Raw genomic sequence first — 18,051 nt, 5'->3', positions numbered from 1 at the left:
GCTAAAAAACGAGCTATGACTCATTTAGCGGCTTTTATGAACTAGGCTGAAACTTCTAAGGCAATAGCTGGGCTAACGCTTCTACAGGGTGCCTTGCTTGTACTTTAGCAAAGCGTTTTGCCTGACTGCGGCATGAGAAACCCGTCACTAATACTTGTTCATCTTTAAGCTCGTTTAACTTGCCTTGCCAACTCATTTCAAACAGGGTTTTTGAGTTATCAAGGTTGACGGCTTCATGGCCATAAGTACCCGCCATACCACAGCAGCCAACGGCAACTTTATCCAACGTCAAACCAAAGTGACTAAATATTTGTTGCCATTGTTGCTCAGACTTTGGCAAGGCAGTTTTTTCCGTACAATGGGCGAACAGTTTAAAATCGACACTAGCTGCAACGCTTGGCTGCTCTTCTTGAACTGCCATTTCTACAACCTTTGACAACCATTCATGGGCAAGCAACACTTTAAAGTCACCACGTTTATCACCTAATATTTGGCGGTATTCATCGCGATAACATAGCGCTAATGACGCATCCATCCCGACCATGGCAATCCCCAGCCCATGCAACTCGTTAAGAAAATCTGCTGCAGACTTTGCTGTATTGGCAAATCGAGATAAGAAGCCCTTCACATGCTGAGCTTTACCGTTAGGTTTAAACGGCAATAATATTGGGTCAAAACCGAGTTTTTTCGCTAATACCATTAGCGCCTCTACTGATTTTGCATCGTAAAAGGTAGTAAATGGATCTTGCACAACGAGCAAGGTTTTAGCTTTTTCTTGCTCATTGCGTAGCATTAACTTCGCTAAATCAAACTGGGTAAAATCGCGATTAGCTAACCGCTGCTTTAAGGTTGGGTAACTCAATAGTGGCGTATCAACATAGCCGATAGCTGTTTTCGAAAACGATTGGTAAATACTTGAACCAAGCACGGCATTAGTAAGCTTAGGCACTTTCGCCATCATAGGTGTTAACGTTTCGACGTTAGCGACTAAGTGATCTTTTAGCGGTCTAAAGTAACGGCTGTGATACAGATTAATAAAGCGAGCTCTAAAATCAGGTACATCAACTTTGATCGGACACTGACTAGCACAAGCTTTACACGCCAAACAGCCTTGCATTGCGTCCATCACTTCGTGAGAAAAGTCGTTATTGTTTTTGTCCGATAAGCTAGTAGAAATAGTGTTTTTCACTTTATCTAGCAAGCGTTTTACCGACCAACCATCTAAGTCTTCTTCAACTTTAAGTAAATCGACACCTTTGTTTTCCATTAAGCGCAACCACTCACGCATTAGTCCAGCACGGCCTTTGGGCGAATGTCTTCGGTCACGCGTAACCTTTGATGAAGGACACATTGGGCTTGCAGTATCATGGTTGAAGCATAAACCGTTACCGTTACAGCCAAGCACAGATTCGAAAGAGGTTTTAATCGGCGTTGAGATTTGGCGGTCAAAATAACCACGCTTAATATCATCGACTGAAACCAATGACTCTTGAGAATCTATCGGTGTACAAATTTTTCCCGGATTCATTTTATTGAGCGGGTCGAATGCCGTTTTCACTTTGCGCAACTCGTTAAATAAAGTTTCACCGAAAAATTCTGGCCCGTATTCACTGCGGTAACCTTTGCCGTGCTCACCCCACATCAAACCGCCATATTTAGCGGTCAGCTGCACAACTTGATCGGAAATGGTGCGAAGTAATTTTTCTTGTTCAGGGTCGCACATATCCAGCGCAGGTCGAACGTGTAAAACACCGGCATCAACATGGCCAAACATACCGTAATTAAGCTGGTGGCTGTCTAACAACTCACGAAATTCGCCAATAAAATCTGCTAGGTTTTCTGGTGGCACAGCAGTATCTTCAGCAAAGGCAAGCGGCTTTTGACTACCTTGTGTATTACCCAATAAACCCACCGCCTTTTTACGCATTGCATACAAACGGCCAATACTGCCTAGATCGTAGGTAATTTGATAACCAATGATGCCTTTGTTGGCGGCCATGTCTTGCTGTAAAATGCCTTCAAGCACTTCGATACGCTGTTCTAGAGCTTCTGTCGATTCATCGTTGTACTCCACCATGTTAAGGCCATCCATGACCTTATCTGGCACGTCAGTGATCAAGTCGCTGACGGTGTGCCAAATAATATCTTCTTTGGCAAGGTTAAGTACTTTGCTGTCAATGGTTTCAACTGAGGTTGCCTCTGCTCTGACTAAATCAGGCGAGTGCCTTAGCGCCGAATCAAAACTGTCGTACTTAATATTCACCAAGGCTTTTGCTTTCGAGATTGGCGTTAGGTTGAGTTTTGCTTCGCAAACCACCGCCAGTGAACCTTCTGAGCCAGTGATGACACGGGTTGGATCGAATACGGTTAAGTCATCATTAAAGACATGCTCTAAGTCATAACCAGTTAAAAAGCGGTTTAAGCGCGGGAATTTGTTAAGAATTAGCTCACGGTTATCACGACAACTGGCCAGCAGCTGCTTGGTAATTTTACCTAAACTGCTATTTTCTAACGCCAACGTCTCAGCTTGCTCAATCGGCATCGGCTGAGTATTAATTAGTGAACCATCAGCTAGTACTGATGATAGCCCTAATACGTGATCTGAGGTTTTACCATAAACCAATGAACCTTGACCTGAGGCATCTGTATTAATCATGCCGCCAATAGTGGCGCGGTTTGATGTGGATAAGTCCGGCGAGAAAAAGAAACCATACGGGCGCAAATAGTCATTTAACTGATCTTTAACAACACCTGCTTCAACTCGTACCCAATTTTCTTCGACATTGATTTCCAAAATGCGGTTCATAAATTTTGATAAATCGATGACTACACCCGGCGTTAAGCTTTGGCCGTTGGTACCTGTACCACCGCCGCGAGCGCTGAACTTAATATCATTAAATCGAGCTTGGCTCGCCAGCTCAGTAATGAGTTGCACATCTTGTTTAGTGCGTGGGCAAAGCACCAATTGCGGCAACTGCTGGTAGACACTATTGTCGGTCGCCACCGCTAAACGAGCACTATATTGGCTATTTATTTCACCTTTATAGGCGGTTTGCTTAAGCGCATTTATAAAGTCTTGATAAATCGGTTTAATTAATTCAACAGGGTCTAACCTAGGAAGCATACGAACAGCAATAACAACAAGAAAATTTACAGAAAATCAGTATAGCATGACGCTTACTGAATGGGAGTGATAAACGAAAAAAGCCTAAGCAGTTTTTATACTTGCTTAGGCTTTTTTTATAAATGCTACATAGCATCTTTATAGAGCTTTCAATGTTAATCTTTAATTAACTTTGATATTGCTCGGCTTTGGTATTGCTTAAGCTTGGTATTGCTCGGCAAGGTACAACCAAGTGGGTAATACCGTATCAGGGTTAAGTGAAACACTGTCAATGCCCTGCTCTACCAACCAAGCGGCAAAGTCAGCGTGATCGCTTGGCCCTTGACCACAAATACCCACGTATTTACCGCGTGCTTTACAGGCTTTAATCGCCATTGCTAGAAGCTCTTTTACTGCTGGATTACGCTCGTCAAATAAATGCGCGATTAAGCCAGAGTCACGGTCTAGACCCAAGGTTAATTGCGTTAAATCATTTGAACCAATAGAGAAACCGTCGAAGTAATCTAAGAATTGATCAGCTAAAAGTGCATTCGATGGTAATTCACACATCATGATCACTTTTAAGCCGTCTTTGCCACGCTCTAAACCGTGCTCAGCAAGAATATCAATAACTGCTGACGCCTCTTCCAAGGTACGTACAAACGGGATCATGATCTCGACATTGGTTAAGCCCATTTCATTACGCACACGTTTTACCGCTTCACATTCAAGCGCAAAACAGTCGCGGAAATCTTCAGAAATATAACGAGAAGCACCACGGTAACCAATCATTGGGTTTTCTTCTTCCGGCTCAAACTCTTCACCGCCCACTAAGTTCGCGTATTCGTTTGATTTGAAATCAGACATACGAACAATCACGCGTTCTGGTGCGTAAGCAGCAGCTAAAGTTGAAATACCTTCAGTTAACTTGGCAATGTAGAATTCAACAGGGTTTGCATAACCGGCAATAATGTCGTCAATTTCCGCTTTCAAGTCAGCAGATTGCGCATCGTAGTTAAGTAACGCTTTTGGATGCACACCAATCATTTTGTTGATGATAAATTCTAAACGGGCTAAACCAATACCAGCATGTGGTAAGCGGGCAAAGGTGAATGCGCGATCTGGATTACCCACATTCATCATTATTTTGAGCGGTAGCTCAGGCATTTCATCTACTTGTGAAGTGGTTACTGAGAATTCCAACTTGCCGTCGTAAATAAAGCCGGTATCACCTTCAGCACAAGAAACAGTAATTTCATCGCCCGCTTTAATTCGCGTTGTTGCATCACCACAACCAACAACCGCCGGAATACCCATTTCACGTGCGATGATCGCCGCGTGACAAGTACGACCACCACGGTTAGTAACAATCGCTGATGCGCGCTTCATGATTGGCTCCCAATCAGGGTCAGTCATATCTGTTACTAACACATCACCTGGCTGGATTTTGTCCATCTCTTCTAGTGACGAAAGTACTTTTGCGGTACCTGAACCAATTTTGTGGCCAATCGCACGACCTTCACAAATCACAGCAGCAGTTTCTTGTAACTGGAACTGTTCCATTACATTAGCGCTTTCGCGGCTACGAACCGTTTCAGGGCGCGCCTGAACGATATAAAGTTTACCGTCTAAGCCGTCTTTCGCCCACTCAATATCCATTGGACGACCGTAATGCTTTTCAATAATCACAGCTTGCTTAGCAAGCTCCATCACTTCTTCATCAGTAATAGAGAACTGATTCGAAAGTGACTCTTCCATGTCAACAATTTCTACTTGCTTACCGTGCTCTTGGCTTTGGGCGTAAACCATCTTAATAGCTTTACTACCAATAGTGCGGCGCACTACTGCTGGTTTGCCATTGGCTAGCGTTGGCTTATGTACATAAAACTCATCAGGGTTTACCGCCCCTTGCACCACCATTTCACCTAAGCCGTAGCTTGAAGTGATAAAGACGACATCTTCAAAGCCAGATTCCGTGTCAATTGAGAACATTACACCACTTGCTGCGATGTCACTGCGCACCATACGCTGAATACCGGCTGATAGCGCAACACCACGATGGTCATAACCTTGGTGAACACGGTATGAGATAGCACGGTCATTAAATAGCGAAGCAAATACGTGCTTAATCGCTACCATTACAGCATCTAGGCCTTTAACGTTTAGGAAAGTTTCCTGTTGGCCAGCAAATGACGCGTCAGGCATATCTTCAGCAGTTGCCGATGAACGTACGGCAAATGAAGCGTCTTCAGTAAATTCGCCAGCGAGCTTAGCGTAAGCTTGCTCAATATCTTGTTGCATTTGAGGAAGGAAAGGAGTGTCAATAATCCATTGACGAATAGTAGCGCCGCACTCAGCTAACGCGTTAACATCGCTAACATCTAGGCTGTCTAGTAATTGATAAATTTTGTCGTTTAGGCCACTTTGTTCAAGAAATTCATTAAATGCGAAGGCTGTAGTGGCAAAACCGCCAGGGACTTGCACCCCAACATTAGCCAGGTTTGAAATCATTTCGCCTAATGATGCATTTTTACCGCCAACACGGTCGACATCATTCATTCCCAGCTGTTCATACCAAAGTACGTTTTCTTGCACGACAATATCTCCAAGATTAGTCATTTTTGTAAAGTATATAGTCAAGTAACTCTAGTCACGTTATTAATGCTAACGAGCAAAAGCCACTTGAATATAGACTTCGATCAAAAACAATACCACTTGCTGGAAATATGTTTGATATTTAAAGCGCGGCCATTCTACACTGGAGCCCACGAATACCAAAACAAAATTTGTAAGTTTTCAAAAGAGAGATCAAAATGCGCCCAGCTTTCTATATTTCAGACGGAACCGCGATTACTTCTGAAGTTTTTGGCCATGCCTTACTTTCCCTATTCCCCATGGAGTTTGAACACCATACGATATCTTTTGTCGAAACTGTGGCAAAAGCCGAAGAAGCAAAAGCTAAAATTAATGCTATTTCTAAACGCTCGGGTGAAAAACCGCTGGTTTTTCATACCTTTGTTAACCCTGAGATACGAGCAATTATCGACAGCTGTGATGCTATTATTTATAACTTCTTAGAGCATTTCGTTTCGCCACTGGAAAAAGAATTAAACGTACAAGCTAAACCCAAAGCGCATCGCACCCATAGTATTCACGAAAATAGCTATGACTATCGTATTGATGCGGTTAACTATGCGCTAGCGAACGATGATGGTTCAAATGTTACCAACTACGCCGATGCCGACATTATTTTAGTGGGCGTTTCGCGCTCAGGTAAAACGCCAACTTCTCTTTATTTAGCACTACAATACGGTATCAAAGCGGCGAATTATCCATTCACTGATGACGATATGGACGAGCTTAAGCTGCCTAACTTCCTTAAGCAGCATAAGAAAAAAATCTTTGGTTTAACGATAGATCCAGAGCGATTGATGGACATCCGTGATAACCGCAGAGCAAACAGTAAATACTCCTCGGCCAGACAGTGTCGAATGGAGCTTAGAGAAGTGGAGAAACTCTATAAAAAAGAGAAAATTCCGTTCATTAATTCAACAAAGTTTTCAGTAGAAGAAATCACTGCAAAAATTCTGGCAGAAACGGGCCTGCGTCGTCATAAGTACTAATGCGATAAATTGCGGTAACTAGCGATAAAACTAATTCACTTTAGTTTGCTTTTTCGCTATGTTAACCGCAATTATTCATGCTGCCGCTTAAGCCTAAAAGCCTACTTGTCGGCAGCACATTAAAGCTAAGTTAAATGACTATCAAAACCGACGAAATTAGAACCACGCTAATTGAGCATCTCGCCTCACCTGCAGAATTAGCTGAGCAAATACCACTTTCTGAGCAAACCGCTGAATTTATTATTGAAAGTAGAGCGCAAGTAGAACGCATCATTAACAAAGAAGATGACCGCCTAGTGGTTGTTATTGGTCCTTGTTCAATACACGATCCTGAAGCAGCGCTAGACTACGCCAAGCAGCTCAAAGTATTGCATGACAAATATCAAGACGAGTTAATGATTGTTATGCGTGTTTATTTTGAAAAGCCGCGCACAACCGTTGGCTGGAAGGGGCTAATTAGTGACCCTGATCTAGATAAATCTTTTCATGTAGCAAAAGGGCTAAATTTAGCTCGTAATCTATTAGTCGATATTAACGAGTTAGGTTTACCAGCAGGCACTGAGTTCTTAGATATGGTCACGGGCCAATATATTTCTGACTTGATTACATGGGGCGCAATTGGCGCCCGTACTACAGAAAGCCAAGTACACAGAGAGCTTGCCTCAGCACTATCCTGCCCTGTTGGTTTTAAAAATGGTACTGATGGTAATGTTAAAATTGCCGTTGATGCCATTAAGGCATCTAGCGTTCCCCACGTACTCTACTCACCGGATAAAAAAGGCCAAATGTGTATTTACCAAACACATGGCAATCCTCACGCGCATGTGATTTTACGCGGTGGCAAGGAACCAAACTATCAAGCAAACCATGTCGAAGCGGCGCAAGAAGCTTTGTTTGATTCAGGCATTAATAAGCCATTAATGGTTGATTGCAGCCATGGCAACAGCAGTAAAGACCACAGCAAACAACCTATGGTAGCGCAAGACATTGCAGCGCAAATTGCTGGCGGATCTACGGCTATTTTTGGTGTGATGGTTGAAAGCTTTATTGTTGAAGGTCGCCAAGAAGTTATTGATGGCAAAGCGAAAACTTATGGTCAAAGTATCACAGATGCTTGTATCAACTTTAGTACGAGTGAAGACGTGTTAGCGGTACTAGCCGACGCAGTGAAAAAACGTAGAGGTTAAATCTGGTGTTGTAACTACGTAATTTACTGATAAAAAACGAGGCTTATGCCTCGTTTTTTATTGCATTACTTACTTTTAATAATTAACTACTCACGAATGCGATTAATCAGTCCATCGCTCGCATCTTCAATTAAATCTACCACGTATTTAAACCCGCCTGCACCGCCATAGTATGGATCTGGCACTTCCGTTTCTTCAAAGTTATCAGCAAACTCCAAGAAAAGTTTTATTTTATGATGGTGTTCGGTCGGTGAATTAGTCAGCAAATCTTGTAAATTTTGGTTATCCATTGCTAACACTAAATCAAACTTTTCAAAATCTGAACTAGCAACTTTTCGCGAGCGAATGCCTTCAAACGAATAGCCGCGCTCCATTCCTGCTTTTTGTGATCTGTGGTCAGGTTTTTCACGAACATGAGCGCCGATTGTTCCTGCGGAATCAATTGTTATATCCAACCCAGCCTGATTCGCCTTAGCTCTAAACACAGCTTCGGCAGTTGGCGAACGGCAGATATTTCCCATGCAGACAAAAATAATTGAATTTACTGAAGACAAAGAAGAAGTCATGTTTAATGCCCGAATAGTTAGTATGTTACTGGCTAACTAGCGCCGAGCCCCTAGCTACCCATTATTATTAGATGTTAATAGATTAACTAAACACTATTTATTCGTCTACGTGAAAATAAACATTGGTGATCATATGCCAATTGCCCTTCGTTTAATTGTCATATTATTCAACTCTATACATTTAACCTTAGTAAATAATATGTTAAAAATTACTGTGGCTAAATAAAACGCAATAAAGGAATATAAGAGTGTCTGTAGCATACGAAGACATCAAGCGCTTTTGTGATGAAATATCGAAAACCGAGCAAGGGAATGTTATTGAAGCCTTGTTTGATCACTTTGACGCCCCTCAACAACTACTCGTTAAATTTTTCAATCAGTGGCGAGCCGAAATTAGCTATCTACAATCTGAACTGCCATCTTTAAGCGATAATATTTTAAAGCAAATTAATGCTGATATTGAAAAATCAGTAGCTAATGCGGTTGGTGAATATCAACAAAGAATCAATCATGCGAGTCAGCTCGAAAGCTACCTAACCAATAAGCTTAGCAAGGTAGAGAACCTGCTAACTGATGTACAAAGCGAAAATGCGTCACTCACTGAAATTATTGCTTCTTTAAAAACAGAACAAACTGAACGCATTCAGCAGATTAAAGAAGAACATCAGCAAAGTATGACTGCTCGCATATCAGAGCACACAAATGAAATTGAAGAAATAACACAGCGCCATAAGCAAAGCATGGCGAGCTTTACCAAAGATCGCGATGACTCGATAGCCCACCTGAAGAATGAATTACGAGAAAATAAAGAGCACGCAAAGCACGCCCAAGAGGAGGCTTTAACTGCACTTGAGCAGAGGTTAATAGCAAAACATCAAGAAATTGAGCAACACCTTAACGAGTCATTAGATAATGTTACTAAAGAATTTTCCTCATATAAGTTGCAAGCACAAGACGATAAGCAAAACGCACTAAATAAGCTAGAAGAGCAACTCGTTAAACAGCACAGTAGTGAAGCACAGCAATTAAGAGATAAACTCTCTGAAACAACGACTGCATTTACTGAGTTCAGGGGATTATCCGCTCAGAAATTAGCTGAACTGGAGCAAAACCACCAGGAATCAATAACTCAAGCCTCAGAAGCAAGCAACCTGCAAATTTCAAATTTAGAGCACCACATACAAACCGCAAAAAATGAGCATTCTAGTGCGATAGAATCCCTTAACCTTGCCCACGAACAAGCATTATCCTACGAGCGAGAAGCAGTGACAAAGCAGTTCCAGTCACGGCTCACTGAATTAGAAGCGCTGACGAGCGATCATCAAACAGTGATTGATGATATCAATCAGCAGCATGCCAGTGACATTGCTGCGATAAAAGCAGCTCATCATCAAACAGTGACAGAGTTGAACAACCGCCAAACTGATTTATTGTCTGAAGCGACTAAAGGTTCCGATGATGTGATTCAGTCATTAACCAGTGAACTTAATCAATATAAACAACAGGCAACTGATAGCGAGGACAAGCTTAAAAAGGCGCAACAACAAAATGACTTGCTATCTAGTGAAATAGCGCAGCGAGAATCGAAAACACAAGCGCTAAACGAAGCGTCACTAAATAAAGATGAAATCATTGACCAACTGAAGGCATCAGTGTCTGATGCCGCGACGAAAATTAACCAACTAACACAGAAATTGGAAGAATCGACGCAAGCACACCAAGTAGATAAAGAAAACTTCACCAAGCAACAACAAACATACTCACAAGCAGAAGCAAAAATTAGTAACGCTGAGCTCCAAGCCAATGAACTGCGTCAAGAAAACGCCAAGCTTGCAAGCCAAGTAGAGTTCGTAAAAAGCAATAATATTGCCACGGTTGAAAGACTAACCACCAAATCAGAGCAAGCCTTGTTAAAAGTTAGAGAACTAGAGAACCTGCTTCATCAAGAACAAATGAATGGCAAGGAAGCGAAGGAAGAGCGCGTTAAGCTTAAAGAGCAAATCGAGTTTATGAAGTACAACCAAACTAATACCTTTGAGCGACTTACCAATAGCGCAACCAAAGCCAATAATCGTGTTAAAGAACTTGAGGCAGAGCTTGCGGGCTTGAAAAGCTAATTCGCCTAGTTAGCCTTGTAGCTGTGTCACGGTGCTTCTATGCATTTATCAAATTAGTCGATTGATAAAGCGATAACAGCCGTAAAAGCTATGTGTAGGTAATCCAGTCGCTCACTGTGATAGACCACACCCTCAAAAGACGTCAAGCAAACTAGCGAAAAGTAACACTAGTTAGCCCAACTCATATTGGAAATACGATTTACAATAATATCGGTTAGAAAGCGCAAGTCACAAAACGCAAATTACAATGCGCGTAAATAAATACCTAATTCCGTTGAGTAACCCATAGATTTACTTTCCACCGTGTTATCTTCATTAAGTACATAATAGCTAGGATAACCACTCACCATCAGTTCTTGTTTAAGGCGTTCATTACCATAAACCACTGGGAATGTGAGTTGGTGCTGCTGAGTAAATCTTACTACTTCGTCTTGCTCTGTATAGTCGAGCGCTACGGCAATAACATCAATATCACCATTTTTCTCATAAATTGATTGTAGGTTACCAATACTCATGTGGCAGATCTGACACCAAGGCGCAAAGAAATAAAGAACCAGCGGTTTACTATCTGCTTTAATTGACACTTCGTCACCATCTAACGAAGTAAGTACGATATCTTGTGAAACTTGGGTGTCACTAGACAGCATATTCGTTTCACGAACCCATGAGACAAACTGAAAAATTAATACGAAAACGATGGCTTGAACGAAAAGGTTTTTAAGCAAAATACAAAATCCTGAATAACTTTGTCATCAAGACCCGAGATTAATTAAAACCATTGCATTAAAAATGTAATTAATATTTGTTAGAAACAAAAAATCCGGCATAAGCCGGACTTTTTACATATTGCTAACTTTATCATTAACTTAAGTTAACGATGCTAGCAGAACTCTATTTATAGCAACAAAAGCTATTTACCGATGTGAGTTAAGCCTTTCATGTATGGCTGCAATACTTTTGGAATTTCAATTGAGCCATCAGCTTGCTGGTAGTTTTCCAAAATCGCGACTAACGTGCGACCAACCGCCAAACCAGAACCATTAAGGGTATGTAGCAATTCTGGCTTATTAGTTTCACTATTGCGGAAACGTGCTTGCATGCGACGCGCTTGGAAATCACCCATATTCGAACAAGACGAGATCTCTCGATAAGTGTTTTGCGCTGGTAACCAGACTTCAATATCGTAAGTCTTAGTCGCGCTAAACCCGATATCGCCAGTACAAAGCACAACCGTTCTAAACGGAAGTTCTAACTTTTTCAGAATATTTTCTGCATGAGCTGTTAATTCTTCTAACGCATCAAATGAAGTCTCTGGTTTAACAAGTTGCACCATTTCGACTTTATCGAATTGATGCTGACGAATTAGACCACGGATATCACGTCCCGATGAACCGGCTTCACTGCGAAAACATGGCGTATGCGCAGTCATCTTAATTGGTAATTCTTTCTCATCAACAATTTCATCACGCACTAAGTTTGTTAGTGGCACTTCCGCGGTAGGAATAAGTGAGAAAGTCTTTGAAGATAAGTCAGTGTGGAATAAATCTTCACCAAACTTTGGTAATTGACCAGTACCGTATAGTGAATCGTGGTTAACTAAATAAGGCACATACATTTCTTCGTAGCCGTGCTCTTCGCTATGCACATCAAGCATAAACTGAGCAAGTGCACGGTGCAGCTTGGCAATTTGACCACGCATTACCACGAAACGCGTTCCCGCAAGCTTGGCACCACTTTCAAAGTCCAGTCCTTTGTCTAACGCGGTCGCGATGTCTACATGATCTTTAACTTCAAAATCGTAAGCTTTTGGTTCGCCCCATTTGCGAACTTCAACGTTATCGTCTTCCCTATCGCCTGCAGGCACAGACTCATGAGTGATATTTGGTACAGCTGCAGCAATATCATTAATTGCTTTTAACACTTCTTTTTCTTCGTTTTTCGCAGCTTCTAGGTCATCACCTAACTGGCTTACTTGTGCAAGCAATGGTTGAATATCTTCACCACGAGCTTTGGCTTGACCAATTGATTTTGACCGTGTGTTACGTTCACTTTGTAATTCTTGGGTCTTTACCTGAATGGCTTTACGTTGTTCTTCAAGCGCTGTGAATTTTTCTACATCAAGTGTAAAACCGCGTTTCGCGAGCGCTGCTGCTGTTTGTTCTAAATCAGTTCTTAAAAGTTTTGCGTCAAGCATTGTTAGTCACTTTACCGATGGGTTACTAGAAATATACCGAGTGCTGCTGCACCCACACAAAGTACAACATTGAGCAGTATATTGGTAACCGCTTTAAAATACTCACCATGCTGAATAAGCAGCACAGTATCTAATGAAAACGTTGAAAAGGTCGTTAATGCACCTAGAAAGCCTATCCCAATCAGTGTTCGGGTAATGGCGACTTCTATAACGCCCTGCTCTATAAGCCCGTATAACAGACCCATTATAAATGAGCCCGAAATATTAACGATCAATGTCGCAAAAGGGAATCCCTTTCCTAGCCAATTTAGGACTAATTGCGAAATAAAAAACCGTAAACTGGCACCACAGGCACCACCAAGTGCCACTAGCAAATACATACTGACACTATTTAAAGCGTTGCTCATCACTATCCCTGTTAAGTTGGTCTAAGTACTCTCGTTTTGCCTTTAGTTGTTTTTCTAAGCCACGCTCAGTTGGCTGATAAAATCGCGTTTGGCCAATCTCAGGCGGAAAATAACATTCACCAGCGGCAAAAGCATTAGGTTCGTCATGTGCATAACGATATTCCTGACCATGCCCTAACCCCTTGGTGATATTGCTCGTGGCGTTCTTTAGATGAATAGGCACATCTAGCTCGCTGGTTTGTGCAGCCATCGCCATTGCTTGTTTAAATGCCGTGTAAACAGCATTGCTCTTTGGCGCAAGTGCAAGATAGACCGCCGCTTGGGCAATTGCTCGCTCACCTTCTGCCGGGCCAACACGCTGGAAGGTATCCCATGCATTTATGGCAATGGTGAGTGCTCTTGGATCAGCATTGCCCACATCTTCGCTGGCAATGGCTAACAGGCGACGGGCAACGTATAGCGGGTCGCCACCTGCCGTAAGTATTCTGGCAAACCAATACAACGCCGCATCAGGATCTGAGCCACGCACTGATTTGTGAAAAGCGCTGATTAAATCATAAAAGGCATCACCGCCTTTATCGTATAGCGCAATTTTACTACCCGCCACTTCCAACACTTGCTGCTCAGTAATGGCTGAGCCATCAACGGCATGAGTCAGAGAATTCTCAATTAAATTCAGCAACCGACGAGCATCACCACTAGCGACAGACAACAAGCTATTAATGGCCTCAGGCTCAAATACAATGGCTGGTAAATTACTTTGTGCGCGCTCTTGGTTAAGGTGAGTCAGCGCATTATGATAAACCTGACTTAAATCCTCAGCCGTGAGTTTATTCAGTACATATACCCGAGCACGAGATAACAAAGCTCTATTTAGTTCAAATGCTGGGTTTTCTGTCGTCGCACCGATAAATACTATGGTGCCATCTTCGATGTGAGGTAAAAAAGCGTCTTGCTGACTTTTGTTGAAACGATGCACTTCATCAACAAACAAGACCGTGCGCTGCTGGCGATGGATCAAACGGTCTTTTGCCGCTTCAATTGCCTTACGAATTTCTTTTATGCCGTCAGTGACCGCTGAAATGCGTTCAATTTCCGCATTGGCGTGATTGGCCATGATCTCAGCTAATGTGGTTTTTCCAGTACCCGGTGGCCCCCAGAAAATAACGGAATGACTTTGCTGCTGTTCAATCGCTTGGCGCAGAGGCATACCTTGCCCCAAAATATGTTGCTGCCCAACATAATCATCTAGTGTTTTTGGGCGAAGCCGAGCGGCAAGCGGCATAAACTCAGTTGGCTGCTCAAAGCCTAAATCAAGCTCCAAGCCTGTGTTTAAGCCTAAATTTAAGCCCTGGTTGGCTCTAGAAGAACTTTTAGCGCTGGTCATCTAACAGCATGCCCTCTGGGACTTGAAAAGAAAATACTTCGCTGGCTAATGTTTGATTTGCCGCGATATTTTCCAAAAGAAACTCACTGTGCTGACCCGTTGCATCTACAATGGTAAAGCCTGAAAGTACATCGCCGCTAAAGGCTAGTAATAACTCCTTAACCTGTGCATCTTCACTTTTAGCAACCACTTTAAATGCTTCATTGGCCATTTGGCTAATGTCGTATTGCTGCCAAAGTGACTCATCTGTGCTGGTTAGCAATAAAATAGGCGTATTGCTAATACTGTTCGCTAGGGAATAAGCGGTCACTTGTTCGATAAATGGGTCGAATAACCACAAGGTTTCACCATCAGAAACTAAGGTCGATTCTTCTGGTGATGTCGTTTGCCAGTTTAAATAGTTGGGAGCTGCTAAGGTGAACTGCCCTTGCCCAGTTTGTAGCAGATTATTGTCTACATCATAAATATTTTGCGTAAAGCTCGCTGCTAAGTTTTCAAGCTGCGCTAGTTTTGCCAGCAGCTCTGTTTTAGCCTCATTGTTTACCAACAGGTTATTTGTTGCAGGCGTAGCTAATTCATTAGCACTTGCGCTATTTAATACTTGCTCATTAACTTCGACAGCGAAGGAGTTAACACTCAAAGTGGCTGTAAACATGGCAGTGAGCACGGTATTGGCCATGCTAGTAAACAATGCCATACCAACAAAATTTTTTTTCATTTTCAAATTACATTCTCTCGAGTCTTTAACTAGTCTTTGACCGGTGGCGGTGCTAATACTTCACGTGCGCCATTATGACCCGGTGGAGAAACCGCGCCTTGCATTTCCATATCTTCAACGATACGAGCCGCACGGTTATAGCCAATTCGGAACTTACGCTGTACGCTAGAAATTGAAACACGTCGCGTTTCACTAACAAACGCAAGCGCTTCATCATAAAGTGGGTCAAGCTCTGCTCCTTCCATCGCTTCCGCTTGCTCACCCGGCAGCAAAATTTCTTGCTCAGTATCCCCAGATTTGATTTCATCTAGGTAATTTGGTTCACCACGAGATTTCCAGTCGCTGACCACAGCATGTACTTCATCGTCGTTGACAAAGGCACCATGCACACGCACAGGCACTGCTTCACCTGGCGGTAAATAGAACATATCACCCATACCCAATAACTGCTCTGCGCCTTGCTGATCAAGAATAATGCGTGATTCAATACGCGACTGAACACGTAATGCCATACGGGTTGGGATATTTGCTTTAATTAAACCGGTAATAACATCCGCAGATGGGCGTTGCGTGGCCAGAATTAAGTGGATTCCCGCGGCACGTGCTTTTTGCGCAATACGGGCAATAAGCTCTTCCACTTTTTTACCAACTATCATCATCATGTCGGCAAATTCATCCACGACAATTACGATTGATGGCAGTTTTTCTAGCGTAGGTGGTGTATTGCTAAAAGCGTCTGTTGGTTGCCATAAAGGATCAATTAATGGCTCACCTTCAGCGATACCCTTAGCCACTTTATCGTTATAACCTTTTAGGTTACGAACACCAAGCTTAGACATTAACTGATAGCGACGCTCCATTTCACCCACACACCAGCGTAGCGCATTGGCCGCTTCTTTCATGTCGGTCACAACTTCTGATAGTAGATGTGGAATACCGTCATAAACTGATAATTCAACTTGTTTCGGGTCAATCATGATCATGCGAACGTCTTCAGGCGACGACTTATACAAGATACTGACAATCATGGTATTTACCGCAACTGACTTACCAGAGCCTGTGGTACCAGCAACCAGTAAGTGTGGCATTTTGGCAAGATCAGCCACGACAGGTTTACCGGATATATCACTTCCAATGGCCATTGCCAAATTTGAACTTGATTGCTCAAAAGTGTCACAAGAGAGTACATCAGAGAAGTACACAGTTTCGCGATGTTTATTTGGCAATTCGATACCGATCACTGACTTGCCTTCAATCACTTCGACCACGCGAACACTTTTCGCTGATAGCGAACGGGCAATATCTTTCGATAGGTTAGTGATTTTGCTCACTTTTACGCCTGGAGCTAGATCCAATTCAAAACGGGTGATTACTGGGCCAGGGAATACATCCACCACATCTGCCTTGATGCCAAATTCACTAAGTTTGGCTTCAACTAAACGTGATACTTGTTCAAGCTGGGCTTGATCAATTGGATGCTTTTGTTTATCGGAGCGATCGAGTAAATCCAACGATGGTAATGATGCAAAATCAGGTGCGGCATCCGCTTCTGCCCTCGCCTGCTCATCCAACTGCTGATTAATTTTATCATGCAACGTTGGCGTTTCTTCTACCTGAATTTTCTCTACTGGCTCAAACGCGGCAGTAATTTCAGACTCACTAACATTTTCTTGCACGTTAACCGTTAGCGGGCCAGTCATCAGTTCATCTATCTCAATAAATGGTTCAACACGCTCCTTGCCCATATCGCCAAGACTTGGCTCTATGTTTTCACCTGTGTTTTCTATTAACTTATCGCTGAAGTTATTGCCTAAGTTATCATCTAAATCATCACTGATAGCAAATGGCGGCTCGTCGTAATCATCATTGTTTTGATTAGTTTGTTCAGCTATTGCCAAGTCGTCTTCGGCACCATCAAACCTTGATTGTTCAAATGCTTGCTTAACAGGCTCAGGTGTTTCTTCAAATGTTTTGTCTTCTAAGTGTGACTCATTAAACAGCGGATCATTTTCATCGACATCCGCTTTCGCTTCTTTTATTGCCCTTTCGTTTTCTAGCGGTTTTTCTTTTGGCTCACTATTAAATTTCTCAGCAATTAATTTCGGTAGCCCTGCGATATACAAAGCAACGGCAATTGCATAACGACCTATGTTATCAATCACCTCTAACCACGAGATACCTGTCAAAAAGACAAAACCTGTGCAAGTTAGTAGTAAAAACAGTAGCGTTGAGCCAACAAACGAAAAGTATGGTAGAAATGCACCGCTAAGTACATCGCCTAATATACCGCCCGCAGAGAAGTAGAAAATGTCATCAAAATTCATGCTGGCAAGCGAGGTTACGCCAATATAAAACATGAAAAAGCCAACCAGTTTTAACCCTAAAGTCAGGTAATCAAGTTGCATAAGACGATAAAAGCGTTGGAACAATAACCAACCAACAACGGCAATCACGAAGGGCAAGGTGTAGGCAATCACGCCAAAGAGGTTCAGTAATAGATCAGATAAATACGCACCTACCGAGCCACCTAAATTTCGCACTGGTGTTTGATAGCCAGTTTGCGACCAGCCAGGATCTGCCGGGTCAAAGGTAAATAGTGCCAACATTAAATACATAGCGAGTACTGAGCAGATCAGTAGACCTGCTTCAAGTAAACGTTGCGCACCGGTTAATTTTTCTCGAGAAGAAGACAAAGAATTACCACTTGGAAAATTATTGTTTTAGTTTTTGTAAAATAACAAAAATTAAG

Annotated in this window: 12 protein-coding genes; 3 read left to right on the top strand and 9 right to left on the bottom strand. The window is 42.5% G+C overall.

Annotated features, from left to right (window positions below):
• Nucleotides 1–55: 55 nt before the first annotated feature.
• Nucleotides 56–3,124, bottom strand: coding sequence for a D-2-hydroxyglutarate dehydrogenase YdiJ (gene ydiJ / locus DXX94_RS01430; RefSeq protein WP_116013393.1), 3,069 nt, complete (start codon nucleotides 3,122–3,124; stop codon nucleotides 56–58).
• Nucleotides 3,125–3,322: 198 nt separating this feature from the next.
• Nucleotides 3,323–5,698 (bottom strand): phosphoenolpyruvate synthase, encoded by a 2,376-nt coding sequence (ppsA, locus tag DXX94_RS01425; RefSeq protein WP_116013392.1) that lies wholly within the window; start codon nucleotides 5,696–5,698, stop codon nucleotides 3,323–3,325.
• Nucleotides 5,699–5,916: 218 nt separating this feature from the next.
• Between ppsA and ppsR the strand changes: the two genes are divergently transcribed.
• Nucleotides 5,917–6,726: a posphoenolpyruvate synthetase regulatory kinase/phosphorylase PpsR gene (gene ppsR / locus DXX94_RS01420; RefSeq protein ID WP_116000187.1), complete on the top strand. Its 810-nt coding sequence runs from the start codon at nucleotides 5,917–5,919 to the stop codon at nucleotides 6,724–6,726.
• Nucleotides 6,727–6,860: 134 nt separating this feature from the next.
• Nucleotides 6,861–7,913, top strand: coding sequence for a 3-deoxy-7-phosphoheptulonate synthase (locus tag DXX94_RS01415; protein ID WP_116013390.1), 1,053 nt, complete (start codon nucleotides 6,861–6,863; stop codon nucleotides 7,911–7,913).
• Nucleotides 7,914–7,999: 86 nt separating this feature from the next.
• On the opposite strand, the gene DXX94_RS01410 is transcribed toward DXX94_RS01415, so the two are convergent.
• Nucleotides 8,000–8,479 (bottom strand): low molecular weight protein-tyrosine-phosphatase, encoded by a 480-nt coding sequence (locus DXX94_RS01410; protein WP_258872066.1) that lies wholly within the window; start codon nucleotides 8,477–8,479, stop codon nucleotides 8,000–8,002.
• A 248-nt stretch (nucleotides 8,480–8,727) separates the two neighbouring features.
• Here DXX94_RS01410 and DXX94_RS01405 point away from each other — a divergent pair, with 248 nt between their 5' ends.
• The gene (locus DXX94_RS01405; RefSeq protein ID WP_116013389.1) at nucleotides 8,728–10,596 is read left to right on the top strand and encodes a hypothetical protein; all 1,869 of its coding nucleotides are present in this window, start codon (nucleotides 8,728–8,730) and stop codon (nucleotides 10,594–10,596) included.
• Nucleotides 10,597–10,838: 242 nt separating this feature from the next.
• Here DXX94_RS01405 and DXX94_RS01400 read toward each other — a convergent pair whose 3' ends face one another.
• The 6 genes from DXX94_RS01400 to DXX94_RS01375 all read right to left on the bottom strand — a co-directional run bounded on the left by DXX94_RS01400 (nucleotide 10,839) and on the right by DXX94_RS01375 (nucleotide 17,917).
• The gene (locus tag DXX94_RS01400; protein ID WP_258872065.1) at nucleotides 10,839–11,321 is read right to left on the bottom strand and encodes a TlpA family protein disulfide reductase; all 483 of its coding nucleotides are present in this window, start codon (nucleotides 11,319–11,321) and stop codon (nucleotides 10,839–10,841) included.
• A gap of 185 nt (nucleotides 11,322–11,506) precedes the next feature.
• Nucleotides 11,507–12,790: a serine--tRNA ligase gene (gene serS / locus DXX94_RS01395; protein WP_116013387.1), complete on the bottom strand. Its 1,284-nt coding sequence runs from the start codon at nucleotides 12,788–12,790 to the stop codon at nucleotides 11,507–11,509.
• An 11-nt stretch (nucleotides 12,791–12,801) separates the two neighbouring features.
• Nucleotides 12,802–13,197, bottom strand: coding sequence for a fluoride efflux transporter CrcB (gene crcB / locus DXX94_RS01390; protein ID WP_116000183.1), 396 nt, complete (start codon nucleotides 13,195–13,197; stop codon nucleotides 12,802–12,804).
• On the bottom strand, nucleotides 13,178–14,482 hold the full coding sequence (locus DXX94_RS01385) for a replication-associated recombination protein A (protein WP_258872222.1): 1,305 nt from the start codon (nucleotides 14,480–14,482) through the stop codon (nucleotides 13,178–13,180). Before DXX94_RS01385 ends, crcB begins: the two co-directional genes overlap by 20 nt.
• An 88-nt stretch (nucleotides 14,483–14,570) precedes the next feature.
• Nucleotides 14,571–15,302: an outer membrane lipoprotein chaperone LolA gene (lolA, locus tag DXX94_RS01380; RefSeq protein ID WP_116013384.1), complete on the bottom strand. Its 732-nt coding sequence runs from the start codon at nucleotides 15,300–15,302 to the stop codon at nucleotides 14,571–14,573.
• A 29-nt stretch (nucleotides 15,303–15,331) separates the two neighbouring features.
• Nucleotides 15,332–17,917 carry a DNA translocase FtsK gene (locus DXX94_RS01375; protein WP_116018217.1) on the bottom strand — a complete coding sequence of 862 codons (2,586 nt, stop codon included), beginning with the start codon at nucleotides 17,915–17,917 and terminating at the stop codon, nucleotides 15,332–15,334.
• Nucleotides 17,918–18,051 lie beyond the last annotated feature (134 nt).

The organism is Thalassotalea euphylliae (assembly GCF_003390375.1).
Classification (GTDB): domain Bacteria; phylum Pseudomonadota; class Gammaproteobacteria; order Enterobacterales; family Alteromonadaceae; genus Thalassotalea_F; species Thalassotalea_F euphylliae_A.
The sequence above is the reverse complement of the archived record's forward strand: the minus strand, read 5'-3'. Positions and strand labels throughout refer to the sequence as shown.

Excerpts from the sequence above, each read along its gene's own strand:
- DXX94_RS01375 (WP_116018217.1), bottom strand. The coding sequence starts at position 17,917 with ATGTATTTAATGTTGGCACTATTTACCTTTGACCCGGCAGATCCTGGC.
- crcB (WP_116000183.1), bottom strand. The coding sequence starts at position 13,197 with ATGAGCAACGCTTTAAATAGTGTCAGTATGTATTTGCTAGTGGCACTT.
- serS (WP_116013387.1), bottom strand. The coding sequence starts at position 12,790 with ATGCTTGACGCAAAACTTTTAAGAACTGATTTAGAACAAACAGCAGCA.
- ydiJ (WP_116013393.1), bottom strand. The coding sequence starts at position 3,124 with ATGCTTCCTAGGTTAGACCCTGTTGAATTAATTAAACCGATTTATCAA.
- DXX94_RS01415 (WP_116013390.1), top strand. The coding sequence starts at position 6,861 with ATGACTATCAAAACCGACGAAATTAGAACCACGCTAATTGAGCATCTC.
- DXX94_RS01410 (WP_258872066.1), bottom strand. The coding sequence starts at position 8,479 with ATGACTTCTTCTTTGTCTTCAGTAAATTCAATTATTTTTGTCTGCATG.
- lolA (WP_116013384.1), bottom strand. The coding sequence starts at position 15,302 with ATGAAAAAAAATTTTGTTGGTATGGCATTGTTTACTAGCATGGCCAAT.
- ppsR (WP_116000187.1), top strand. The coding sequence starts at position 5,917 with ATGCGCCCAGCTTTCTATATTTCAGACGGAACCGCGATTACTTCTGAA.
- DXX94_RS01385 (WP_258872222.1), bottom strand. The coding sequence starts at position 14,482 with ATGCCGCTTGCCGCTCGGCTTCGCCCAAAAACACTAGATGATTATGTT.